The sequence below is a fragment of the Streptomyces sp. NPDC088915 genome (genome assembly GCF_044749825.1).
In the GTDB taxonomy this organism is placed as follows: domain Bacteria; phylum Actinomycetota; class Actinomycetes; order Streptomycetales; family Streptomycetaceae; genus Streptomyces.
The window spans coordinates 31,140-51,609 of the sequence record NZ_JBIVIR010000002.1; the positions used below are offsets into that span (position 1 = coordinate 31,140).

General features: G+C 74.0%; 16 protein-coding genes and 1 other RNA gene. 9 read left to right on the forward strand and 8 right to left on the reverse strand.

Annotation, left to right across the window (positions count from 1 at the left end; all coding sequences use genetic code 11):
* Positions 1 to 5 precede the first annotated feature (5 nt).
* The 4 genes from ACIP5O_RS03730 to ACIP5O_RS03745 all read right to left on the reverse strand — a co-directional run bounded on the left by ACIP5O_RS03730 (position 6) and on the right by ACIP5O_RS03745 (position 7,685).
* Positions 6 to 881: a carbohydrate ABC transporter permease gene (locus ACIP5O_RS03730; RefSeq protein ID WP_356540658.1), complete on the reverse strand. Its 876-nt coding sequence runs from the start codon at positions 879 to 881 to the stop codon at positions 6 to 8.
* Entirely contained in the window at positions 878 to 2,239 is a 1,362-nt protein-coding gene (locus ACIP5O_RS03735) for a carbohydrate ABC transporter permease (RefSeq protein ID WP_401288200.1), read from the reverse strand. Before ACIP5O_RS03735 ends, ACIP5O_RS03730 begins: the two co-directional genes overlap by 4 nt.
* Positions 2,240 to 2,249: 10 nt before the next feature.
* Complete coding sequence (locus ACIP5O_RS03740; protein WP_401288202.1) at positions 2,250 to 3,608, reverse strand: ABC transporter substrate-binding protein; 1,359 nt, start codon at positions 3,606 to 3,608, stop codon at positions 2,250 to 2,252.
* A 123-nt stretch (positions 3,609 to 3,731) separates the two neighbouring features.
* Complete coding sequence (locus ACIP5O_RS03745) at positions 3,732 to 7,685, reverse strand: FtsK/SpoIIIE domain-containing protein (protein ID WP_401288205.1); 3,954 nt, start codon at positions 7,683 to 7,685, stop codon at positions 3,732 to 3,734.
* Between the two features lie 502 nt (positions 7,686 to 8,187).
* Here ACIP5O_RS03745 and ACIP5O_RS03750 point away from each other — a divergent pair.
* The 4 genes from ACIP5O_RS03750 (at position 8,188) to ACIP5O_RS03765 (ending at position 13,927) form a co-directional block, all read left to right on the forward strand.
* A complete protein-coding gene (locus tag ACIP5O_RS03750; RefSeq protein WP_401288208.1) occupies positions 8,188 to 9,966 on the forward strand; it encodes a serine/threonine-protein kinase in 1,779 nt (592 codons plus the stop codon).
* 107 nt (positions 9,967 to 10,073) lie between these two features.
* Positions 10,074 to 11,315: a serine/threonine-protein kinase gene (locus ACIP5O_RS03755; RefSeq protein ID WP_401288210.1), complete on the forward strand. Its 1,242-nt coding sequence runs from the start codon at positions 10,074 to 10,076 to the stop codon at positions 11,313 to 11,315.
* Between the two features lie 84 nt (positions 11,316 to 11,399).
* Positions 11,400 to 12,503: a peptide chain release factor 2 gene (prfB, locus tag ACIP5O_RS03760; protein ID WP_121830831.1), complete on the forward strand. Its 1,104-nt coding sequence runs from the start codon at positions 11,400 to 11,402 to the stop codon at positions 12,501 to 12,503.
* 383 nt (positions 12,504 to 12,886) lie between these two features.
* Positions 12,887 to 13,927, forward strand: a complete 1,041-nt coding sequence (locus ACIP5O_RS03765) for a hypothetical protein (RefSeq protein WP_401288212.1) — start codon at positions 12,887 to 12,889, stop codon at positions 13,925 to 13,927.
* 88 nt (positions 13,928 to 14,015) lie between these two features.
* On the opposite strand, the gene ACIP5O_RS03770 is transcribed toward ACIP5O_RS03765, so the two are convergent.
* Positions 14,016 to 14,198 carry a hypothetical protein gene (locus tag ACIP5O_RS03770; protein WP_053648388.1) on the reverse strand — a complete coding sequence of 61 codons (183 nt, stop codon included), beginning with the start codon at positions 14,196 to 14,198 and terminating at the stop codon, positions 14,016 to 14,018.
* Positions 14,199 to 14,431: 233 nt separating this feature from the next.
* On the opposite strand from ACIP5O_RS03770, the gene ftsE reads away from it, so the two are divergent.
* From ftsE to ssrA, 5 genes are all read left to right on the forward strand, one after another.
* Positions 14,432 to 15,121 carry a cell division ATP-binding protein FtsE gene (ftsE, locus tag ACIP5O_RS03775; protein WP_053648390.1) on the forward strand — a complete coding sequence of 230 codons (690 nt, stop codon included), beginning with the start codon at positions 14,432 to 14,434 and terminating at the stop codon, positions 15,119 to 15,121.
* Positions 15,122 to 15,150: 29 nt separating this feature from the next.
* A complete protein-coding gene (gene ftsX, locus ACIP5O_RS03780) occupies positions 15,151 to 16,068 on the forward strand; it encodes a permease-like cell division protein FtsX (RefSeq protein ID WP_401288216.1) in 918 nt (305 codons plus the stop codon).
* Positions 16,069 to 16,146: 78 nt separating this feature from the next.
* Entirely contained in the window at positions 16,147 to 17,334 is a 1,188-nt protein-coding gene (locus ACIP5O_RS03785) for a S41 family peptidase (RefSeq protein WP_401288219.1), read from the forward strand.
* Between the two features lie 18 nt (positions 17,335 to 17,352).
* The gene (gene smpB, locus ACIP5O_RS03790; protein ID WP_356540675.1) at positions 17,353 to 17,892 is read left to right on the forward strand and encodes an SsrA-binding protein SmpB; all 540 of its coding nucleotides are present in this window, start codon (positions 17,353 to 17,355) and stop codon (positions 17,890 to 17,892) included.
* Positions 17,893 to 17,994: 102 nt separating this feature from the next.
* Positions 17,995 to 18,388, forward strand: a transfer-messenger RNA (tmRNA) gene (gene ssrA, locus ACIP5O_RS03795).
* A gap of 56 nt (positions 18,389 to 18,444) precedes the next feature.
* Here the strand turns inward: ssrA and ACIP5O_RS03800 are convergent.
* The 3 genes from ACIP5O_RS03800 to ACIP5O_RS03810 are packed head-to-tail and all read right to left on the reverse strand — an operon-like array spanning position 18,445 to position 20,391.
* Positions 18,445 to 18,702, reverse strand: a complete 258-nt coding sequence (locus ACIP5O_RS03800) for a Txe/YoeB family addiction module toxin (RefSeq protein ID WP_401288222.1) — start codon at positions 18,700 to 18,702, stop codon at positions 18,445 to 18,447.
* Positions 18,699 to 18,974: a type II toxin-antitoxin system Phd/YefM family antitoxin gene (locus tag ACIP5O_RS03805; protein ID WP_381400977.1), complete on the reverse strand. Its 276-nt coding sequence runs from the start codon at positions 18,972 to 18,974 to the stop codon at positions 18,699 to 18,701. Before ACIP5O_RS03805 ends, ACIP5O_RS03800 begins: the two co-directional genes overlap by 4 nt.
* 46 nt (positions 18,975 to 19,020) lie before the next feature.
* Positions 19,021 to 20,391 (reverse strand): MFS transporter, encoded by a 1,371-nt coding sequence (locus ACIP5O_RS03810; RefSeq protein ID WP_401288225.1) that lies wholly within the window; start codon positions 20,389 to 20,391, stop codon positions 19,021 to 19,023.
* Positions 20,392 to 20,470 lie beyond the last annotated feature (79 nt).

Genomic DNA, 20,470 nt, shown 5'->3' on the forward strand with positions numbered 1-20,470 from the left:
GGGGGTCACTTCACCGCGCCCGCCATCACCCCCGACGCGAACTGGCGCTGGAACGCGAAGAAGACCACCAGCGGCACCACCATCGACAGGAACGCGCCCGGCGCGAGCACGTCCACGTTGTTGCCGAACTGCCGCACCTGCTGCTGGAGCGCCACCGTGATCGGCGGCGACTGCGAGTCCGCGAAGATCAGGGCGATCAGCATGTCGTTCCAGACCCACAGGAACTGGAAGATGCCGAGCGAGGCGATCGCCGGGCCGCCGAGCGGCAGCACCACCCGGGTGAACAGCCGGATCTCACCCGCCCCGTCGAGCCGCGCCGCCTCCAGGAGTTCGCGCGGGATCTCCGCGAAGAAGTTCCGCAGCAGGAAGATCGCGAACGGCAGGCCGAAGGCCGTGTGGAAGAGGACCACCCCGGCGGTCGTCTCGAAGAGCCCGACCACCCCGAACAGCTTCGACACCGGGACCAGGGCGACCTGCACCGGCACCACCAGCAGGGCGACCACGCCCAGGAACCACCAGTCCCGGCCCGGGAACTCCAGCCACGCGAACGCGTACCCGGCGAGCGAGCCGATCACCAGGACGAGCAGCGTGGCCGGGACGGTGATCAGGACGGTGTTGAGCAGCGAACCGGTGATCGTGTCGTTCGCCAGCAGATGGGCGTAGTTCTCCGTGGTCAGCCGGGCCGGGGCCGTGAACACCTCCCACCAGCCGCTCGCCGCGATGTCGGACGGCGAGCGGAGCGAGGAGAGCAGCAGCCCGACCGTCGGCAGCAGCCAGAACAGGCCCGCCAGGACGAGGAAGACCCGGACCGCGCCGGACGCGGCCACGGACGCGGCCCGCGCCGCCGGGGAGCGGGAGGGCCGCACCTGGGTTCCGTTCATCGGCGGGCCTCCCTGCGCATGCGGCGGACGTTGAGCACCATCACGGGGACCACGAGCAGGAGCAGCAGCACGGCGATGGCCGAGCCGACCCCGAGGTCCGCGTCCGTGCCGAAGGACGAGCGGTACAACTGGAGCGCGAGCACGTTCGCGTCGTCCTGCGCCGAGCCCGGCGCGATCACGAAGACCAGGTCGAAGATCTTCAACACGTTGATCATCAGGGTGACGAGGACGACCGCGAGGACCGGCGCCAGGAGCGGCACCGTGATCCGGCGGAACACCTGCCACTCGTTCGCCCCGTCCACCCGCGCCGCTTCGAGCAGTTCGCGCGGCACGGCCGCGAGCCCGGCCCCGATGAGCACCATCGCGAACCCGGCCCACATCCACACGTACGCCCCGATGATCGCGGGCGTGACGAGCGAGGGGCCCAGCCACTCGACGCCGTTGTACTGCTCCCGGAAGTTGCTCGCGGGCAGCCGGAGCACGGCCCCGTCCGCGCGGTCGGCGGGCAGCGCGAACGTGCCGTCGGCCGCCGCCGTCGCCGTGGCGACCACCTTCCCGTCCCGTACGGCCTCGATCCGCAGCCCCGCGAGGCCCCGCTCGGCCGGGTCGACCTCGTTCGGCCGCCCGCCGCCGCCCCGGGTGAAGTCCAGCCAGGCCGTGCCGGCGACCGTGCCCGGGTCCGTGCCGGCGGGCTCGGCGGCCGGGCGCGCGCCCTCCGGCATCTGCGCCGGGGCCACCCCGACCAGCGGGAGCCGTACGGGCTGCCCGGCCCGCACCGGTTCCTTCGTGACGTACGCGCCGTCCCCGGCCGCCTTCAGCGGGTGCACGGGCAGCGGTCGGGCCTTCGGGAAGACGGAGGACTCGGCGAAGGTGTCGTGGACGCCGACCCAGACGGCGTTCGCGACGCCCCGGTCCGGGTCCTGCTCGTACACCAGCCGGAAGATGATCCCGGCGGCCAGCATCGAGATCGCCATCGGCATGAAGACGAGCAGCTTGAACGCCGTTCCCCAGCGGACGCGTTCGGTCAGGACGGCGAAGACCAGACCGAGGGCGGTGGCGACCGCCGGGGCCACCACCAGCCAGATCAGGTTGTTCTTGACGGCCGTGCGGAGGGAGTCGTCCGTGAACAGGGCCAGGTAGTTGTCGAGGCCGACGAAGGAGGAGCCGGAGCGGTCGAAGAGCGAGCGCTGGACGGAGTACCCGATCGGGTAGACGACGAGCGCGCCGAGCAGGAGCAGGGCGGGCAGCAGGAACCCCGCCGCCACGGCCCGGCTCCGCCGCCCGTCCCCGCTCCCCTTCCTTTCGGAGGCGTCCGTTCCGGCCGTGCTCCCCGCGCGCGGGGCGGTGGTGGAGGACATCGCCGGCACCTCAGCCCTTCGCGGCGGCCCGGTACGCCTTCGCCGCGTCCGCCTCCAGACGCGCCTGGGCCCCGGCGACGTCCTTCGGGTTCTTCAGGAAGTCCTGGAGCGCCTTCCACTCGCCCTTGCCCGGAGTGCCGCCGAACGACTGCGGCATCTGGTCCGACATGTCGAAGCGGAAGTCGTCACCGGCGCCGATCAGGGCCTTGGCGATCTCGCGCTGGACGTCGTTCGGGTACGCCGCCGGGTCCAGGTTCTTGTTCGGCGAGAGGAAGCCGCCCGCGCCCGCCCAGATCTTCGCCGCGTCCGGGGAGGCGAGGAAGGCGAGCAGCGCCTGCGCGCCCTTGGTGTCCTTGAGGGCCACGGCCGCGTCGCCGGCCGTCACCACGGGCACGGTCCCGGCGTCCCCGACCTTCGGGAAGGGGAAGACCTTCGCGTCCGTGCCGATCTTCGCCTCGGTCTGGGCGATGTTGACGGCGGCGAAGTCGCCCTCGAAGACCATCGCGCCCTTCGGCTCGGCGCCGCCGGTGAAGGTCTGCGTCACCGAGGCCGGGTACTCCGTCTGCAGCGCGCCGCTCGCACCGCCCGCGAGCAGCGACGGCTTGCCGAACAGCTCGGCGAGCGTGGTCAGGGCGGCGGCGACCGACGGGTCCGTCCACTTGATCTCGTGCTTCGCCAGCCGGTCGTACTTCTCCGGGCCTGCCTGGGAGAGGTAGACGTTCTCGAACCAGTCCGTGAGGGTCCAGCCGTCCGCGCCGCCGACCGAGACCGGCGTGACGCCGGAGGCCGATATGGTCTCGGCGGTGGTCAGGAACTCCTTCCAGGTCTTCGGCTCGGCGGCGCCCGCGTTCTCGAAGACGGCCGTGTTGTACCAGACCAGGGACTTGTTGGCGGCCTTGAAGTAGACGCCGTACTGGGTGCCGTCCACCGCGCCGAGCTCCTGCCAGCCGCGCGAGTAGTTCGCCGCCAGCTGGGCCTTCGCCTCCGGGCCGACCGGCTTGAGCCACTTCTGGGCGGCGGCCTGCTGGATCGCGCCCACCTGCGGGAGCATCGCCACGTCGGGCGGGGAGCCGCCCGCGATCTTCGTTCCGAGGAAGTTCACGATCGGGTCCTGGGCGGGCACGAACGTCACCGTCGCGCCGGTCCGCCGCTCGAACTCCTTCAGGACCTTGGTGAAGTTCTCCTGCTCCGGGCCCGTCCAGACGGCGGCGACCTCGATCTTCTGGCCCTTCAGCGGGAGGGCGCCGGTGGGTTTCGCCTCCGGTTCCTCCGTACCCCCGTCGCCGCAGCCCGCGAGGGCGAGTGCGGCGAGCGTCGTGAGTGCCGTGAAGGTCACCCCGGCCTTGCGTGGACGAAGAGTTGTACGCATCGCTGCCCCGTCTCCTTCGTGCGCTGAGCTGTCCCGTGCCGACAGGTCTACGCCCGGTGATGCGGGGCCGCAATACCGCCTTCCGTGTCAAGTGGTGGATCGTGATTGGCTCGTGACGTGACGTCAGGAGGGGTTTCCGGCGGACGTCGCGGGAGAGGAGAGGGGGGCCACGGGCGTCGCCTCCACGGAGCGGGCCGCCCGGTCGAGCGCGCTCGCGAGGAGGGCCAGGTCCGTCGGTCCGTTGCCCAGCTCGCGGACCGGGCGGCGGGCGGGCGGGTCGCCCATCCGCTCCCACTCCAGCGGGACGACCGTCGGCCGGAGCGTCGCCGTCCGGGGGATCCGGCCGGTGACGCGGCCCGCCTGGAAGGGGGTCACCCGGCCGTCCGGATGCCCGAGCCGACCCCGGCCGGCCGCCGGGACGTCCGGTCCCGCCGTCACCGGGGGCGCGTCGAGCACGATCCGCAGCCGGGCGCTGTGGACCGGCTCGGTGTCGGCCGTGCGGTCCGGGCGGGCCGAGGCCACGACGAGGTGCACGCCGAGCCGCTCGCCGTGCCGGGCGACGGCCTCCAGGGCCCGCACGACGGACCCGGCGGCCGGCCGGCCGGGGGCGCCGAGCGCGGGCGCGACCAGGGCGTCGAAGTCGTCGACGAGCACGACCAGCCGAGCCAGCGCCCCGACCGCCTGCCCCCCCGCCGCCCCGCCCGAGCCGCCGCCGGAACCCGAGGCGGGCCGGGGGATCCGGACCCCGGGGTCCTCGGCACGGAGGGCGCGGCCGCCGGGACGGTCGGTGAGGTCGTCGGCGCCCGGGTACGGGCTCCGGCTGCTCGCCCGTCCGCCGAGGTCGTCGGCCCCGGCGCGGGGCGCGCGGCCGCTGGGACGGTCGGTGAGGTCGTCGGCTCCGGTACGGGGCACGCGCCCGCTGGGGCGGTCGGCGAGGTCGCCCTCGCCGGTCCGGAACGTACGGCCGCCGGCGCGGTCCTCCGGGCCGCCCCCGCCGTCACGGCGCGGCAGCCGCCCGCTGGGCGTGTCGGTCAGGAACGCGTCCGCACCGCTTCCGGGACGGGACACGCGCCCGCTGGGACGGTCGGCGAGGTCGCCGTCACCGGTGCGGAGGGTGCGCCCGCTCGCGCGGCCGTCCAAGTCGCCCGCGCCGGGGCGCGGCACCCGGCCGCTCGCCCGGCCGGTCACGTCGTCCGCGCCCGGGTACGCGCTCCGGCCGCTGCCGTACCCGCCGAGGTCGTCCCCGCCGGGGTACGCGCCCCGGCCCGGCGTGTCCCCCGGACGCGAGTACGGCGTGCGGGTGCTCCGGCTGCTCGGGAGGGCGCCGATCGTGCCGTCGCCCGTGCGGAGGGTACGGCCGCTGGGGTGGTCGCCGGTGTCCGGGAGGCGGACGGTCGCGCGGGCGCCCCGGGGGACGGACTCCGCCGCGCTCGGGGCGCGCTGGCCGATCAGCCGCTCGGCCACCTGCGGGGCGCGGGCGCCCCGGCGGTCGGCGAAGGGGGTGTCACCGAGCAGCTCGGCCCGCCGCTTCAGCTCGGCCCCGAGCGCCTGCGCGAACTCCCGCATCCGGACCGGGTCCGAGGCGACCAGGTGCTCGGTGACGTGCGGCAGCTCCGTACAGGCCGCGAGGCCCTCGCCGCGCTCGCCGCCCGCCCCGTCCACGAGGAGCAGGCCGAGCCGGTCGGGGCGGCCGCCCGCCGCGAGCGAGGCGGCGATCGAGCGGAGCAGCTCCGTGCGCCCGCTGCCCGCCGGCCCCTCGATCAGCAGGTGCGGCCCCTCCTGGGTGAGGTCCACGGCCAGCGGACCGTGCGGGCCCGCGCCCAGGACGGCCGTCCCCTCCCCGGCGGAGGCCCAGCGGGCCATCAGGGAGGCGGGGGTGGCCCGGGCGAGGCCCAGCTCGTCGAGCAGCCGGGAGGACGGGGGCAGCGCGGCGGCCCGCCCGTGCGGCGCCGCCGGGGTCTCCGGCCGCAGCGGGGCGAGGGCCCGCCCGAACCGCTCGGCCCAGGCGACGGAGACCGCGTCGACCACGCCGACGGTGCCGTGGCCCGCGACGCGCCCGCCCGCGGTCCGCAGCAGCCGCAGCGCCGTCGCCACGTCCCCGCTCAGGAGCGCGGCGGCCCCGCACTCGCGGAACGCCAGGGACGCCGCGCACGCGGCCTCGTAGGTCGCGGCCACCGGCGAGACCGGAGAGGCGGAGGGCGCCTCGGCGAGGCAGAGGAGGTGGATGCCGGCGGCCGCCCCGGCCCCCGCGAGCCGCGCCACCGTCTCGCGCAGCGCCGCCGTGCCGGGGTCGCCGTCCACGACGACGACCGTCCGGGGCCCCTCGTGGCGGGCGGCGGCCTCCGCGACGGACGCGCGGTCGGCGCTGGGCCAGCCGGGCCCGAGCGGGCCGTCGTCGAGCCGCCGGGTCAGTTCGGACGTACGCGCGTGGGCCTGGTCGCGGTCGTACGCCAGGAGCAGCCGGCAGTCCTGGCCGTGGGCCGGCCGGACGTGCGGGAGCCAGCCGAGCCAGCCCCAGGCGCGGCGCCGCTCCTCCAGGGGGCGGTTGCGGTCGGCGCTGACGAGGACGATCTCCAGGTCGGAGGGGGAGTGCAGGGCGGCGAGCTGGGCCACCACCGAGCGGGCGAACCCGGCGAGCCGGTCGCCGGGGCCCGCGAGGCCGAGCGACCCCGCCTCGCGCAGCCCGACGGTGACCGGGACCCCGGAGAGCTCGGCGCGGTCCGTGGTGCCGAGCCGGACCGCGAGGAACTCGGGGTGGTCCGGATCCCGCTCCCAGAGCCGGGGCCCGGGGCCGAGGGCGGTGAGCAGGACGGTCGCCGGGTCGGGCCAGGTGTCGGCGCCGGGCACGGGCCCCTGGGCGCCGTCCCGGGAGCCGTGGCCCTGCCGGGCGCCCGCGTGCGCGTCGGGGATCGGGGGGCGGACTCCGGCGGCCGGGGCAGGGAGTTCCTCGCGGCCCCCGGCGAGGCGCCGGGCCCACGCGCCGAGCCCGCGCCTGCCGCCCGCCCGCGCGGACGGGGACGGGACGGCCGGGGCCGCCGGGGTCCCGGCGCCGCTTCCGGTGGTGCCGTACGGGTCGTGGTGGTCGCCGTCGCGACCCCGGCCATGCCCGTCGCGCGTGTGGCCGTACCCGTCGCGCGTGTGGCCGTCGTCGTACGGGGCCCCGTGGCCCCCGCCGTACGGGCCGCCGTCCGCCGCGTCGCCGCCCCACGCGAGCGCGTGCCCGCCGCCGCCGTGGGTCGTATCACCGCGGGCCGTGTCGTCGTACGCCGGGCCGCGAGGAGCCGCTCCGGGGCCGCCGGGAGCCGTCCCGGGGCCGCCCGGAGTCGTCCCGGGACCGCCCTGAGCCGCCCCGGAGCCGCCCGCCGGGCCCGTCCGGCCGGCGCGGCCCGGTCCTCCCGGCCGGTCCGGTCCGCCGGTCCCGCGCATGAGCCGCAGGTGGCCCTCGCCGTCCGGGGCCGTCGCCACCGCGTCCGTACCGCCGGGGAGGCCGTCGCCGGGGCCCGTCAGGCGGAGGGCGGACTCGCCGAGGCGCAGCAGCGCGCCCGGGCGGAGCCGGACGGGGCGCTCGCCGACGGGGGCGCCGTCGAGGGTCGTGCCGTTCGTCGAGCCGTGGTCGGCGACCGTGACCCGGCCGTCCGCGCCGACCGTCACCGTGCAGTGCGCGCGGGAGACGTCCGGGTCGTCGAGCGGGACGTCGGCGCCGACGGAACGGCCGATTCTGATCGCTCCGCCGTGCAGCAGGTGCACCCCGCCCGCGTCCGGTCCGGCCACCACGTGGAGCCGGGCGGCCGCGGCCTCCCCGGCCCGGTCGTCGGGGCCCGGGACCTGGAGCGAGAGGACGGCGCCGTCGACCAGCGGGGGCTCGCCGAGCACGCAGCGCCGGCCGTCCAGCCGCTCCGCGCCCGCGTAGAGCACGGTCGTGCCCGAGGCGGAGGCCTCGGGTCCCGTGACGGCGGCGGCCAGCTGGGAGGCCACGGCGGAGAGCGCCGTCCCGGCGGGGGCCGTGACGAGCACGTCGCAGGCGCGCCCGGCGCCGTGGCCGGCGTGCGGCGCGAGGACGGTCAGCCGGATCTGCATCGCCGTCAGCGGTCCCTTCTGCGCGACGTGCCCGGCAGGGGAACCGCCCGATGTCTCCCCCCGCCCGACACGGACGCGTAGCCCGGTACAGGTCGGCACGGCGCGGGGCTCCCGACCCCATCGGTGCGACGTGCTGGAGGCATCCTCGCACCTGCCGCCGACAGCGCGCCCGCCGGTCGGCCGTAAGTGATCTTGAATGGTCGACTGTGGACGCAAAAGTGCCTGGTTGAGCATGCCTTCGGAACATGCCTGGCAACCGAACCGCTCGGACAAGCGTCTTCTTCCGGACAGAACCCGAGCTCATTCCGGACATCTCCGGTCGGAGCCGCCCCCGGGAACGGCCTGTGGACAACCGGCCCGCGACCCGTCCGGCACCGGCCATGATCGGCCCCACAGGCCCTAAAGTGGGTCGGACACCCGGACGGGTCACCACAGAGGAACAGGGACCGCGGGGACACCACGGGAACCACACCGGGACCACGATCAGCAGGGAGCGCGTGACGTGCGGCCTATCGGCAGCAAGTACCTGCTCGAGGAGCCGCTCGGCCGCGGCGCCACGGGCACCGTCTGGCGAGCCCGCCAGAGGGAGACGGCGGGTGCCGAGGCGGCCGTGGCCGGCCAGCCCGGCGAGACCGTCGCGATCAAGGTCCTCAAGGAGGAGCTGGCCAACGACGCGGACATCGTGATGCGCTTCCTGCGCGAGCGCTCCGTGCTGCTCCGGCTCACCCACCCGAACATCGTGCGCACCCGCGACCTGGTCGTCGAGGGCGACGTCCTCGCCCTCGTCATGGACCTCGTCGAGGGCCCCGACCTGCACCGGTACATCCGGGAGAGCGGACCGCTCACCCCCGTCGCCGCCGCGCTCCTCACCGCCCAGATCGCCGACGCGCTCGCCGCCAGCCACGCCGACGGCGTCGTCCACCGCGACCTGAAGCCCGCCAACGTCCTGCTCGCCGAGCGGAACGGCGCGATGCACCCGATGCTGACCGACTTCGGCATCGCGCGCCTCGCCGACTCCCCGGGCCTGACCCGCACCCACGAGTTCGTCGGCACGCCCGCGTACGTGGCGCCGGAGTCCGCCGAGGGCCGCCCGCAGACCTCCGCCGTCGACATCTACGGCGCGGGCATCCTCCTCTACGAGCTGGTCACCGGCCGGCCGCCGTTCGCGGGCGGCACCGCCCTGGAGGTCCTCCACCGCCACCTCAGCGAGGAGCCGCGCCGCCCCTCGACCGTGCCCGGCCCGCTGTGGACGGTCATAGAGCGCTGCCTCAGCAAGGACCCCGACCGGCGCCCGAGCGCGGTGAACCTCGCGCGCGGCCTGCGCGCGGTCGCCGCCGGCATCGGCGTGCACGCCACGCCCGCCCAGATCGAGGCGGCGGACGGCGTCGCGGCGCTCCTCGCCCCCGACCCGGCGCCCGCGCCGGTCCCGGAGACCCCCGGGGCCGCCGACCCGACCCAGGTGCTGTCCGGCGGCGCCCCCGGCTCCGCCGACCCCACCCAGGTGCTGCCCGCCGGGGCCGGGGCCCCGCCGCAGTACGACCCCGCCGGCGCGACCAGCGTCCTGCCGACGGGCGGCCCGGGCGGCGGCGCCGACCCGACGGCCGTCATGCCCCCCGTCCCGCCGGGCCCGCCGCAGGCCGGTCAGGGGGCGCAGTCCGACGAGCCGCACCCCTGGCAGAGCCAGCTGCGCGCCGCCCGCGACCGCAACGAGCAGACGCAGGTGCAGTACCTGGACCCGAGCCAGGACCCGCTGCGCCGGCGCCCGCAGCGCCAGCCCCAGCAGCCCCCGCACCCCCCGCAGAACCAGCAGCGGCAGCAACCCCCGCCGTACCAGCAGCAGCGCCCGGCCCCGCAGCGGCCCGCACCCCAGCAGTACCAGCCGCAGCACCAGCCCCAGCAGTACGCGCCCCCGCCGCCGCCCGCCCCGCAGCAGCAGTACGCCCCGCCCCGGCAGCAGTACACGCCCCCGCAGCCGCCGCCCCAGGCCCCGGCGCCCCGCGAGCCGCGCCCGCCGCGCGAACCGCGCCGGCGCAGCGCCAACCCGGTGCGCATCCCGGGGCTCGGCTGCCTCAAGGGCTGCCTGGTCATGATCGTCCTGTTCGTGGTCGCCGGCTGGCTCGTCTGGGAGCTGACCCCGCTCCAGAGCTGGGTCGCCGAGGGCAAGGGCTACTGGGAGGCGATCGGCGACGGCGTCTCGTCGTTCACCACCTGGGTCTCCGAGCTGCTCGACGGTGCGAACAGCGGCACCGGAACGGGTGCTACCGGCGGTACGGGACAGTAATACTGGTGATTTGTCGACTTCCGAGGGTCGTTTTCCCCTCGGAAGTGACGACCGGCGCCCGCGGACGCGTACGTTTGGCGTGAACCGCAGCCGCTGAGGGAGCAGTCTTGGCACGGAACATCGGCAGCCGCTACACCGCCCACCAGATCCTCGGGCGGGGCAGCGCCGGAACGGTGTGGCTCGGCGAGGGCCCCGAGGGGCCCGTCGCCGTCAAACTGCTGCGCGAGGACCTGGCGTCCGACCAGGAGCTCGTCGGCCGCTTCGTCGGGGAGCGGACCGCGCTGCTCGGACTCGACCACCCGCACGTGGTCAAGGTCCGCGACCTGGTCGTCGACGGCAACGACCTCGCCCTCGTCATGGACCTCGTGCGCGGCACCGACCTGCGCACCCGCCTCGACCGCGAGCGCCGGCTCGCCCCCGAGGCCGCCGTCGCGATCGTCGCCGACGTCGCCGACGCCCTGGCCGCCGCGCACGCCGCCGGGGTCGTCCACCGGGACGTCAAGCCCGAGAACATCCTGCTCGACATGGAGGGCCCGCTCGGCCCCGGCGGCGCCCACCCCGCCCTCCTCACCGACTTCGGCGTCGCCAAGCTCATCGACACCCCCGGCCGCACCAAGGCCACGCGGATCATCGGCACCCCCGACTACCTCGCCCCCGAGATCGTCGAGGGCCTCCCGCCCCGCGCCGCCGTCGACATCTACGCCCTCGCGACCGTCCTGTACGAGCTGCTCGCCGGCTTCACCCCGTTCGGCGGCGGCCACCCCGGGGCGGTCCTGCGCCGCCACGTCACCGAGACCGTCGTCCCGCTCCCCGGCATCCCCGAGGAGCTGTGGCAGCTCCTCGTGCAGTGCCTCGCCAAGGCCCCGGCCTCCCGGCTGCGCGCCTCCGAGCTCGCCGCCCGCCTCAAGGACGTCCTGCCGCTCCTCAAGGGCATCCCGCCCCTGGACGTGGACGAGCCCGACGCGGAGCCGGCCCCGGAGCCGTACGAGGAGGACGGGTACGCCACCACGACGGGCACCGCCGAGCCCGGCCCCCGCCGGGCCGCCGTCCCGCTGGTCCCCGGCGCCTCCGCCGACTCCCACCGCGACACCCACACCTCCATGCGGGTCCCGGCCCCCGACGAGCTCTCCGGCGGCCCCCTGGGCACCGCCCGCGCCCCCCGCCCCGCGGGCGCCCGCCGCCCCGGCTCGGCCCGCCACAAGGCGGGCGCGGTCCGCAAGCGCCGGATCACCCTCGCCGTCGCGGCGGTCGTCCTCGCGGGCGCGCTGGGCGCCGGCGGCTACTACGCGGCCTCCGGCGACGGGGAGACCCCGCCGCAGGACACCAAGCAGTCCTCCCCCGTCCCGTAGGGCCTTCCGGGCCCGGGGGACCGGCCGGACACCCCCCGGCGGTCGCGGGTTCGGCTCCCCGCCCGGAGCCGTTACGCTGGACGCGTGGCAGTCGTCGACGTATCCGAAGAGCTGAAGTCCCTCTCCTCGACCATGGGGTCGATCGAGGCCGTCCTGGACCTCGAGAAGCTGAGGGCCGACATCGCCGTGCTCGAAGAGCAGGCCGCGGCCCCGTCCCTGTGGGACGACCCGGAGGCGGCGCAGAAGATCACGAGCAAGCTTTCGCACCTCCAGGCCGAGGTCCGCAAGGCCGAGACCCTGCGCGGGCGGATCGACGACCTCGGGGTGCTCTTCGAGCTCGCCGAGGAGATGGACGACCCGGACACCCTCGCCGAGGCCGAGGCGGAGCTCACCTCCGTCCGCAAGGCCCTCGACGAGATGGAGGTCCGCACCCTCCTCTCCGGCGAGTACGACGAGCGCGAGGCCCTGGTCAACATCCGGGCCGAGGCCGGCGGCGTCGACGCCTCCGACTTCGCCGAGCGGCTCCAGCGCATGTACCTGCGCTGGGCGGAGCGCCACGGCTACTCGACCGAGATCTACGAGACCTCGTACGCGGAGGAGGCCGGCATCAAGTCGACCACCTTCGTGGTGAAGGCCCCGTACGCCTACGGCACGCTCTCCGTCGAGCAGGGCACCCACCGCCTCGTGCGCATCTCGCCCTTCGACAACCAGGGGCGCCGCCAGACCTCCTTCGCCGGCGTCGAGGTCCTGCCGGTCGTCGAGTCCTCCGACCACGTCGAGATCGACGAGTCGGACCTGCGCGTCGACGTCTACCGCGCGTCGGGCCCCGGCGGCCAGGGCGTCAACACGACCGACTCGGCCGTGCGCATCACGCACCTCCCGACCGGCATCGTGGTCTCCTGCCAGAACGAGCGCTCCCAGATCCAGAACAAGGCGAGCGCCATGAACGTCCTCCAGGCCAAGCTCCTGGAGCGCCAGCGCCAGGAGGAGCGCGCCAAGATGGACGCGCTCAAGGACAGCGGCAGCTCCTGGGGCAACCAGATGCGCTCGTACGTCCTCCACCCGTACCAGATGGTCAAGGACCTCCGTACGGAGTTCGAGGTCGGCAACCCGCAGTCCGTCCTGGACGGCGAGATCGACGGCTTCCTGGAGGCGGGCATCCGCTGGCGCAAGCAGCAGGACAAGTAGTCCCGCACCCCCTCCTTCCGGGCCCCGCACCGACACGGTGCGGGGCCCGGTCCCGTTCCGCCGTCTTCACCGAGTATTCGCTGACGCAAGCGGAAGACGACGCGTCAGGACGCTTTGTCGACAAGGGAACTGACTTGGCGGGGCCCGTGGTTCAGGGTTTACGTCACAGTTGCATCGTCGCATGTCGGTCAGTCGGTGATCTTTCGGGCATCGCACGCGCAACGACCTTGACGCTTCTTCGGAAACTCGGAAGGGTGGCGCACTGGCATGCGCATTTCTGGGGCGCGTGTGAACGGGGGCCGGTCCAGTCGTGACGCCGTCCCTGCCGCGCAGGCCCCGAGCGCTGCCCCATGACGAGATGAGCTACTGGGGGTAGCAGCCAGATGACCAACAAGACGCGGGTCCGCCTGGTGCGGGTCGCGGCCAGTGCCGTGATCATCGCCGGTGCGTCCCTGACGGCGGCCGGCGCCGCACAGGCCGTCGACAGCTTCGGCTCGGACACGAACCAGTCCGAGGAGATCAGCATCCAGGGCGGGGAAGAGGGCGACACCGACGGCACCACGATCGTCGGCCAGACCGTGGGCGGCAGCGACGGTGGCGCGGCCGACGGTGGTGCGGCCGACGGTGGCGCGGCGGACGGCGGTGCGGCTGACGGTGGCGCGGCCGATGGCGGTGCGGCTGACGGCGGTGCGGCTGATGGTGGTGCCGCTGACGGTGGCGCTGCGGATGGTGGCGCTGCTGACGGCGGTGCGGCCGATGGCGGCGCGGCCGACGGTGGCGCGGCCGACGGTGGCGCGGCTGACGGTGGCGCGGCTGACGGCGGTGCCGCTGACGGTGGCGCGGCCGACGGTGGCGCGGCTGACGGTGGCGCTGCGGACGGTGGCGCGGCCGACGGCGGTGCGGCCGACGGTGGCGCTGCGGACGGTGGCGCGGCCGATGGCGGTGCGGCTGACGGTGGTGCCGCTGACGGTGGTGCGGCCGACGGTGGCGCTGCCGATGGTGGTGCGGCCGACGGCGGTGCTGCGGATGGCGGCAACAGCGGTTCGTCGTCCAACAACGGCGGCTCCGGCAACAACGGCGGCTCCGGCAACGGCGGGTCCTCCGACAACGGCGGCTCCGCCTCCACCAACGGCGGTTCCACCTCCACCAACGGCGGCTCCACCGACGGTGGTTCCTCCAGCAGTGGTGACGCCGGTACCTGCACCGTCGACCTCGACGGTGCCGAGTGCGTCGACACCAACAACCCCGACACCAACAACGCCGGCTCGCAGCCCGTGCAGCAGGGTGAGGCCAAGGAGGAGCTCGCCGAGACCGGTGCGGCCGAGACCTCGTTCCTCGTCATCGGCGCCGCGACCATGATCGCCGGTGGCATCGGCTTCCGCATGCTGCCGCGTCTCGTCGCCGGCGGCCGTACCGCCGCCTGACGGCTCCGTACGTGACGAAGGGCCGGGGAGACCCCTCCCCGGCCCTTCGGTCGTGCTCCGGCTCGTGCGCGGGCCTTCCAGGCGGCTCCTAGGCCGTACGGACCGCCGCGAGCAGCGCGATCGCCGCCAGAAGGGCGATCGCCACCGTCAGCAGCATGGCGGGGGAAAGACCCTGGGGGGTCAGTCGCTCCCGGTTCGCGCGGCAGACGGGGCAGCGGCCCTCGGCGACCGGGGCCGCGCAGTTGGCGCACACCAGTCGGTCGTAGGTCATGCGCTCTCCTCCTCCCGCACTGGGGTACCCACCAGGGCAACGACCGGAGGGATCCGGACGTTCCCCTACCACTGTGCCAGCTCCGCGCCGTTTCGGCGCGCCCCGCCGGCCCGTCGTACTCCGCCCGGAAGGGCGAAAAGGATATACCGCGCAAGCCAGGACCGCGACTGCGAGGGCCGTCCCCGGTCGCGTAAGGTCACGCACACCTACTCCCGGCCGACCGTGGTGCATCCGTGATCCGATTCGACAACGTCTCCAAGTCCTATCCGAAGCAGAACCGCCCCGCGCTCCGGGACGTATCCCTGGAGATCGAGAAGGGGGAGTTCGTCTTCCTCGTCGGTTCCTCCGGCTCCGGAAAGTCGACCTTCCTGCGGCTGCTCCTGCGTGAGGAGCGCGCCAGTCAGGGCCAGGTGCACGTCCTCGGCAAGGACCTGGCCCGGCTGTCCAACTGGAAGGTGCCGCACATGCGGCGCCAGCTCGGGACCGTCTTCCAGGACTTCCGCCTGCTGCCCAACAAGACCGTGGCCCAGAACGTGGCCTTCGCCCAGGAGGTCATCGGCAAGCCGCGCGGCGAGATCCGCAAGGCCGTGCCCCAGGTGCTCGACCTGGTCGGCCTCGGCGGCAAGGAGGACCGGATGCCGGGCGAGCTCTCCGGCGGTGAGCAGCAGCGCGTCGCCATCGCCCGCGCCTTCGTGAACCGCCCGATGCTGCTGATCGCCGACGAGCCCACCGGCAACCTCGACCCGCAGACCTCCGTCGGCATCATGAAGCTGCTCGACCGCATCAACAGGACGGGGACCACCGTCGTCATGGCGACCCACGACCAGAACATCGTCGACCAGATGCGCAAGCGCGTCATCGAGCTGGAAAAGGGCCGCCTCGTCCGCGACCAGGCGCGCGGCGTCTACGGATACCAGCACTGAGCCTGTAGCGAGTAGGAGAAAGCAGACCCATGCGCGCTCAGTTCGTGCTCTCCGAGATCGGCGTCGGTCTCCGGCGCAATCTCACGATGACCTTCGCCGTCATCGTCTCCGTGGCCCTCTCGCTCGCCCTCTTCGGCGGCGCGCTGCTCATGCGCGAGCAGGTCAGCACGATGAAGGACTACTGGTACGACAAGGTCAACGTCTCCATCTACCTCTGCAACAAGGCCGACGCGGCCACGGCCGGCAAGTGCCCCAAGGGCGCGGTCACCGGCCAGCAGAAGGACCGGATCGAGGCCGACCTGAAGAAGATGGACATCGTCGAGTCCGTCCACTACGAGACGTCCGACGAGGCCTACAAGCACTACAAGGAGCAGTACGGCGACACCGCCCTCGCCTCCGTGGTGACGCCGGACCAGATGCCCTCGTCGTTCCGGGTCAAGCTCAAGGACCCGGAGAAGTACAAGGTGGTCGCCACGGCCTTCGCGGGCCGGGACGGCGTCGAGTCGGTCCAGGACCAGCGGAACATCCTGCAGAACCTCTTCGACCTGATGAACGGCATGAACATCGCCGCGCTCTGCGTCATGGGCCTGATGCTGGTCATCGCGCTGATGCTGATCGTCAACACCGTGCGCGTCTCGGCCTTCAGCCGCCGCCGCGAGACGGGGATCATGCGGCTCGTCGGCGCGTCCAGCTTCTACATCCAGATGCCGTTCATCATGGAGGCCGCCTTCGCCGGACTCCTCGGCGGCGGCGTCGCCTGCGTGCTGCTGCTCGTCGGCCGGTACTTCCTGATCGACCACGGCATCGCGCTCGCCGAGAAGGTCCAGCTGATCCAGTTCATCGGCTGGGACGCGGTCCTCGCCAAGCTGCCGCTGGTGATCGCCATCGGGCTCCTGATGCCCGCCGTGGCGGCTCTCATCGCGCTGCGCAAGTACCTGAAGGTGTGAGAAGACACCCCTGCCGGTGCATGGCGTCGTACGGCCAAAGCCCGTGCGGCGCCATCGTCTTGTCCTAGAGTGGGCGACATGCCGGACGGCACCGACCTCCTCTGTAGCCGGCCCCGCGGAGTGCTCCGTGGGGCCGTTCTGACGTTGGTCTTCACCGGCGTCCTCGCCACCGCAGCCGCCACGGGCTCGCTGCCCCGGCAGGAACCGGCGGTCAAGCGGGCCGGGGCGCAGCCGGGCGCGGGGCAGGGGCCCCGGGACCGCGCGCCCGTCGACAGCGCCGCGCTCAGCCGCGCCGCCGCCGCGGCCATGGCCGACGGGAAGTCGGGCAAGAAGGCCGCCGAGGAGTTCGTCAGCCGCAGCGGCGACCGCTGGGGCGCGGTGTACGACAAGCGGGAGTACGAGGAGTTCGAGCAGGCCCTCGACGGGGCCTACACGGGCGTCGGGCTCTCCGCGGGCCGGTCAGGCGGCGACCGGGTCCGGGTGACCCGGGTCCAGTCCGGCGGCCCCGCCGCCCGGGCCGGGCTCCGCGCCGGCGACTGGCTCCTCTCCGTCGACGGGCGCCCGGTCGACGGGCTCTCCGTCTCCGAGGTCGTCGCCCTGCTGCGCGGCGACGGGGTGCCGGGCTCGTCCGTCGCCCTGCGGGTCGAGCGCGGGCGCGCCGTCTGGACGCAGACCCTGCGCCGGGCCCGGCTCGCGACGGACCCGGTGACCGTCCGCCGCCTCGACGACGGGGCCGTGCTGATCCGGGTCGAGGCCTTCACCAAGGGCGCGGGCACGCGCGTGCGGGACGCGGTGCGGGAGGCCCCGGCCGGCGCCGGCGTCCTCCTGGACCTGCGGGGCAACGCGGGCGGCCTGGTCGCGGAGGCCGCCACCGCCGCCTCCGCCTTCCTGGACGGCGGGCTCGTCGCCACGTACGACGTGGAGGGCGAGGAGCGGGCCGTGTACGCGGAGGGCGGCGGCGACACCGGGCGGCCCCTGGTGGCGCTGGTCGACGGGGGCACGATGAGCGCGGCCGAGCTGCTCACCGGCGCCCTCCAGGACCGGGGGAGGGCCGTCACGGTCGGCTCCCGGACCTTCGGCAAGGGCTCGGTGCAGATGCCGAGCACCCTGCCCGACGGCTCGGTCGCCGAGCTGACCGTCGGCCACTACCGCACCCCCGCCGGGCACGCCGTGGACGGGCGCGGGATCACCCCCGACCTGACGGCCGAGGAGCGGGCCGAGGAGCGGGCGAGGACGGTATTGAGTGGCCTCGGAGGGGGCTCGTAGTGCGAAAATGACCGCACTATGGCAAAGGGACTCGTGAACGTGCAGGGCAAGCCTGCCAAGAAGAACCAGGACAAGGCGCCGGAGCGCAAGCTCGTCGCGCAGAACAAGAAGGCGCGGCACGACTACCTCGTCATCGACACCTACGAGTGCGGTGTGGTGCTCATGGGCACCGAGGTGAAGTCGCTGCGCATGGGACGGGCCTCGCTGGTCGACGGCTTCGTCCAGATCGACGGGGGCGAGGCGTGGCTGCACAACGTCCACGTCCCCGAGTACATGCAGGGCAGCTGGACCAACCACTCGGCCAAGCGGAAGCGGAAGCTGCTGCTGCACCGGGAGGAGATCGACAAGCTGGAGGCGAAGTCCCAGGAGACGGGTCACACGATCGTGCCCCTCGCGCTGTACTTCCTGAACGGCCGGGTCAAGGTCGAGATCGCCCTCGCCAAGGGCAAGAAGGAGTACGACAAGCGCCAGACCCTGCGCGAGAAGCAGGACACGCGCGAGACCAGCCGCGCCATCGCGGCGGCCAAGCGGCGCCAGCGCGCGGGGCAGTCCCTCTAGCCGGGGGAGCGCCTCCCGGGAATACGCTGGCGACGGCCGCCGTTGGTCACGTACGATGGGGCCTGCACCCCACCGCGGGTGCGACCTTTGAAAAATCAACATGGGGATGATCGGTTTCGACAGCGGATACCGATGCAGAGGAAGCGTGTCGAGGAAGCGGCAATGATCTCGTAAACCATATGTCGCAACCAATAATCGCCAACTCCAAGAGCGATAACTCCCGCTTCGCCCTCGCTGCCTAATTCTTAGGTAACGAACAGAAGCCTCTGTGAGGAGCGTCAGCCCGGGGACGGTCCCGACCCGGATCCTGGCGTCATCTAGGGATCTAAACCTCTAGCCCCGGTCACGGGGGTTGGAGGGAAATCAAACAGTGACTGAGCCCGTCGGAGACTTGTCCGCGTGATCTCCGGGGCTGAGAAACTCGTAGCGGACTGCACACGGAGAAGCTCTGCTTCCGTACCGTTGGACGCGGGTTCGATTCCCGCCATCTCCACTCATCCCATGTGGGCGAAGGCCCGGTGGTCACCACGACCGCCGGGCCTTCGTCATGTCTCAGTAGTGGTACCTGGCCTCGACGATCTTCACTTCCTCGGCGTCCGCCCGGTAGGCGAGACGGTGCTCGTCGTCGATCCGGCGGGACCAGTAGCCGGTCAGGTCCCCCTTCAGCGGTTCCGGTTTCCCGATTCCCTCGAAGGGATCCCGCTGGATCTCCCCGATCAGGCGGACGACCCGGCGTGCCGCCCGCCGGTCCGTGTCGATCCAGAACGGGAAGTCCTCCCGGGCCGCCGGATCGAAGTGGACGCTCCTCACTCCTCGCCTCCGGCCATCTCCCTCAGGTCGTCGGTGGTCGAGGCGACCGCCGCCCGTCCCTCCCGGTCCCGGGCCACGGCTTCCATGAGGCGCCCGGCGTTCTTGGGGGAGCGCAGCAGGTGGACCGTCTCCTGCCACGAGTCGTAGTCGGCAGCGGACATCAGGACGGCGTCACCGTTCCTGGAGGTGATCCGCACCGGCTCGTGGTCGTCATTGACGCGTTCGATGAGCGGGAAGAGCGTGGCCCGTGCCTCGCTGGCGCTGATGGACATGACGCGGTTCCCTTCCGTCGACCCGATGACGAGAAAACCATGGCCCTTACTTGTACCGGATAGTGGTACCAGTCTCTCTCCGGCGGCGGCTGTCGGTACGGAAAGCCATGCACAGGGCCAGCGCCGTGGCCGCCGCCGCGAGCGGGATCAGGAAGCCGGAGGACGGGAACGGCGCGTGGTCGGCCGCCCAGCCGCCGGAGGCCGAGCCGGTGGCGATGCCCGCGAGGAGGGCGGTCACGGCCAGGGTCATGCCCTCGTTGAGCCGGTCCGGGGGCGTGAGGCGCTGGACCAGGCCCATGCCCGTCACCATCGTCGGGGCCGTCGCCATGCCCGCGACGAGCAGGCCGGCGGCCAGGGCGGGCAGCGAGCCGGTCGAGGCGGCGAGCAGCGGCAGCGCCATCAGGGCCGCCATCGCGGCCAGGCAGGTGCGCAGCCGGGCGGTGCGGCGGGCGCGGCCGTAGAGCAGCCCCGCGGCGCAGGAGCCCGCCGCCTGGAGGGCGAGGACCGGTCCGGCGACGGGCCCGTCCACGTACGCGAGCGTCACCACCTCCATGGACCCGAAGACCGCCCCGGTGGCGAGGAAGACCGCGAGCAGCGGGACCATGCCGGGCGCGCGCAGCGGGGAGCCCGCCGGGGTGCGCGGGGCGACCGGCGGCTCGGTGGCGCGCTGGGCGGCGAAGAGGAGCGTCCCGCCGAGGAAGAGGACGGCGGCGGCGAGCGTGCCCGCCTGGGGGAAGAGCGCCGAGCAGAGGACGGCGGCGAGCACCGGGCCCAGCATGAAGCAGAGCTCGTCGGCGGCCTGCTCGAAGGAGTTCGCGGTGTGCAGCGCGTCCGGGTCGTCCCGCAGGAGGTGCGCCCAGCGGGCCCGGGACATGCCGCCCGTGTTCGGCGAGGTGGCGGTGGCGGCGACCGTCGCGAACAGCGCCCACGCCGGGGCCCGCTCGTACACGCACAGCGCCAGGACCAGATGGCCCAGGAAGGCGTACGCGGCGGCCGGGACCGCGACCCGGGCCTGGCCGTACCGGTCGACGAGCCGGGCGATCAGGGGCGCGGTGACGGAGCCGACGGCGAGCCCGGTGGCGGTGACCGCGCCGGCCAGGGCGTAGGAGCCGTACACCGACGCGATCATGATCACGGCGCTGACGCCGAGCATGCCCGCGGGCAGCCGCGCGACCAGCCCCCAGGCGGCGAAGGCGCGGGCGCCGGGGCGGGCGAAGAGACGGCGGTAGGAGGAGCGGGGACGGTCGGCCGGTCGGCCGGGGCCGTCGATCGTGCGGGCGGGGGCGTACGGGCGGTGGTCGCCCCTCCTCGGGGCGGGGACGCGCGGGCGGGCGGCGTCGGTCGTACGGGCGAAGTCGGCGTAGCGCGGTGCGAGCGCCGGGCCCGCGGGGGTCGGGGTGAGGTCCGGTTGCGGCATGGATCAAGGTTCGGGCGTGCGGTCCCGCCCGGTCCAACACCTGATCGGTGGCCATTCACGCACCCGTGTTGTTGAATGC

Bases quoted from the DNA above. Each gene is read 5' to 3' on its own strand.
- smpB (WP_356540675.1), top strand. From the start codon at position 17,353: ATGGCAAAGGGACTCGTGAACGTGCAGGGCAAGCCTGCCAAGAAGAAC.
- ACIP5O_RS03810 (WP_401288225.1), bottom strand. From the start codon at position 20,391: ATGCCGCAACCGGACCTCACCCCGACCCCCGCGGGCCCGGCGCTCGCA.
- ACIP5O_RS03730 (WP_356540658.1), bottom strand. From the start codon at position 881: ATGAACGGAACCCAGGTGCGGCCCTCCCGCTCCCCGGCGGCGCGGGCC.
- ACIP5O_RS03770 (WP_053648388.1), bottom strand. From the start codon at position 14,198: ATGACCTACGACCGACTGGTGTGCGCCAACTGCGCGGCCCCGGTCGCC.
- ACIP5O_RS03740 (WP_401288202.1), bottom strand. From the start codon at position 3,608: ATGCGTACAACTCTTCGTCCACGCAAGGCCGGGGTGACCTTCACGGCA.
- ACIP5O_RS03735 (WP_401288200.1), bottom strand. From the start codon at position 2,239: ATGTCCTCCACCACCGCCCCGCGCGCGGGGAGCACGGCCGGAACGGAC.
- ACIP5O_RS03805 (WP_381400977.1), bottom strand. From the start codon at position 18,974: ATGTCCATCAGCGCCAGCGAGGCACGGGCCACGCTCTTCCCGCTCATC.
- ACIP5O_RS03765 (WP_401288212.1), top strand. From the start codon at position 12,887: ATGACCAACAAGACGCGGGTCCGCCTGGTGCGGGTCGCGGCCAGTGCC.
- ftsX (WP_401288216.1), top strand. From the start codon at position 15,151: ATGCGCGCTCAGTTCGTGCTCTCCGAGATCGGCGTCGGTCTCCGGCGC.
- ACIP5O_RS03745 (WP_401288205.1), bottom strand. From the start codon at position 7,685: ATGCAGATCCGGCTGACCGTCCTCGCGCCGCACGCCGGCCACGGCGCC.
- ACIP5O_RS03785 (WP_401288219.1), top strand. From the start codon at position 16,147: ATGCCGGACGGCACCGACCTCCTCTGTAGCCGGCCCCGCGGAGTGCTC.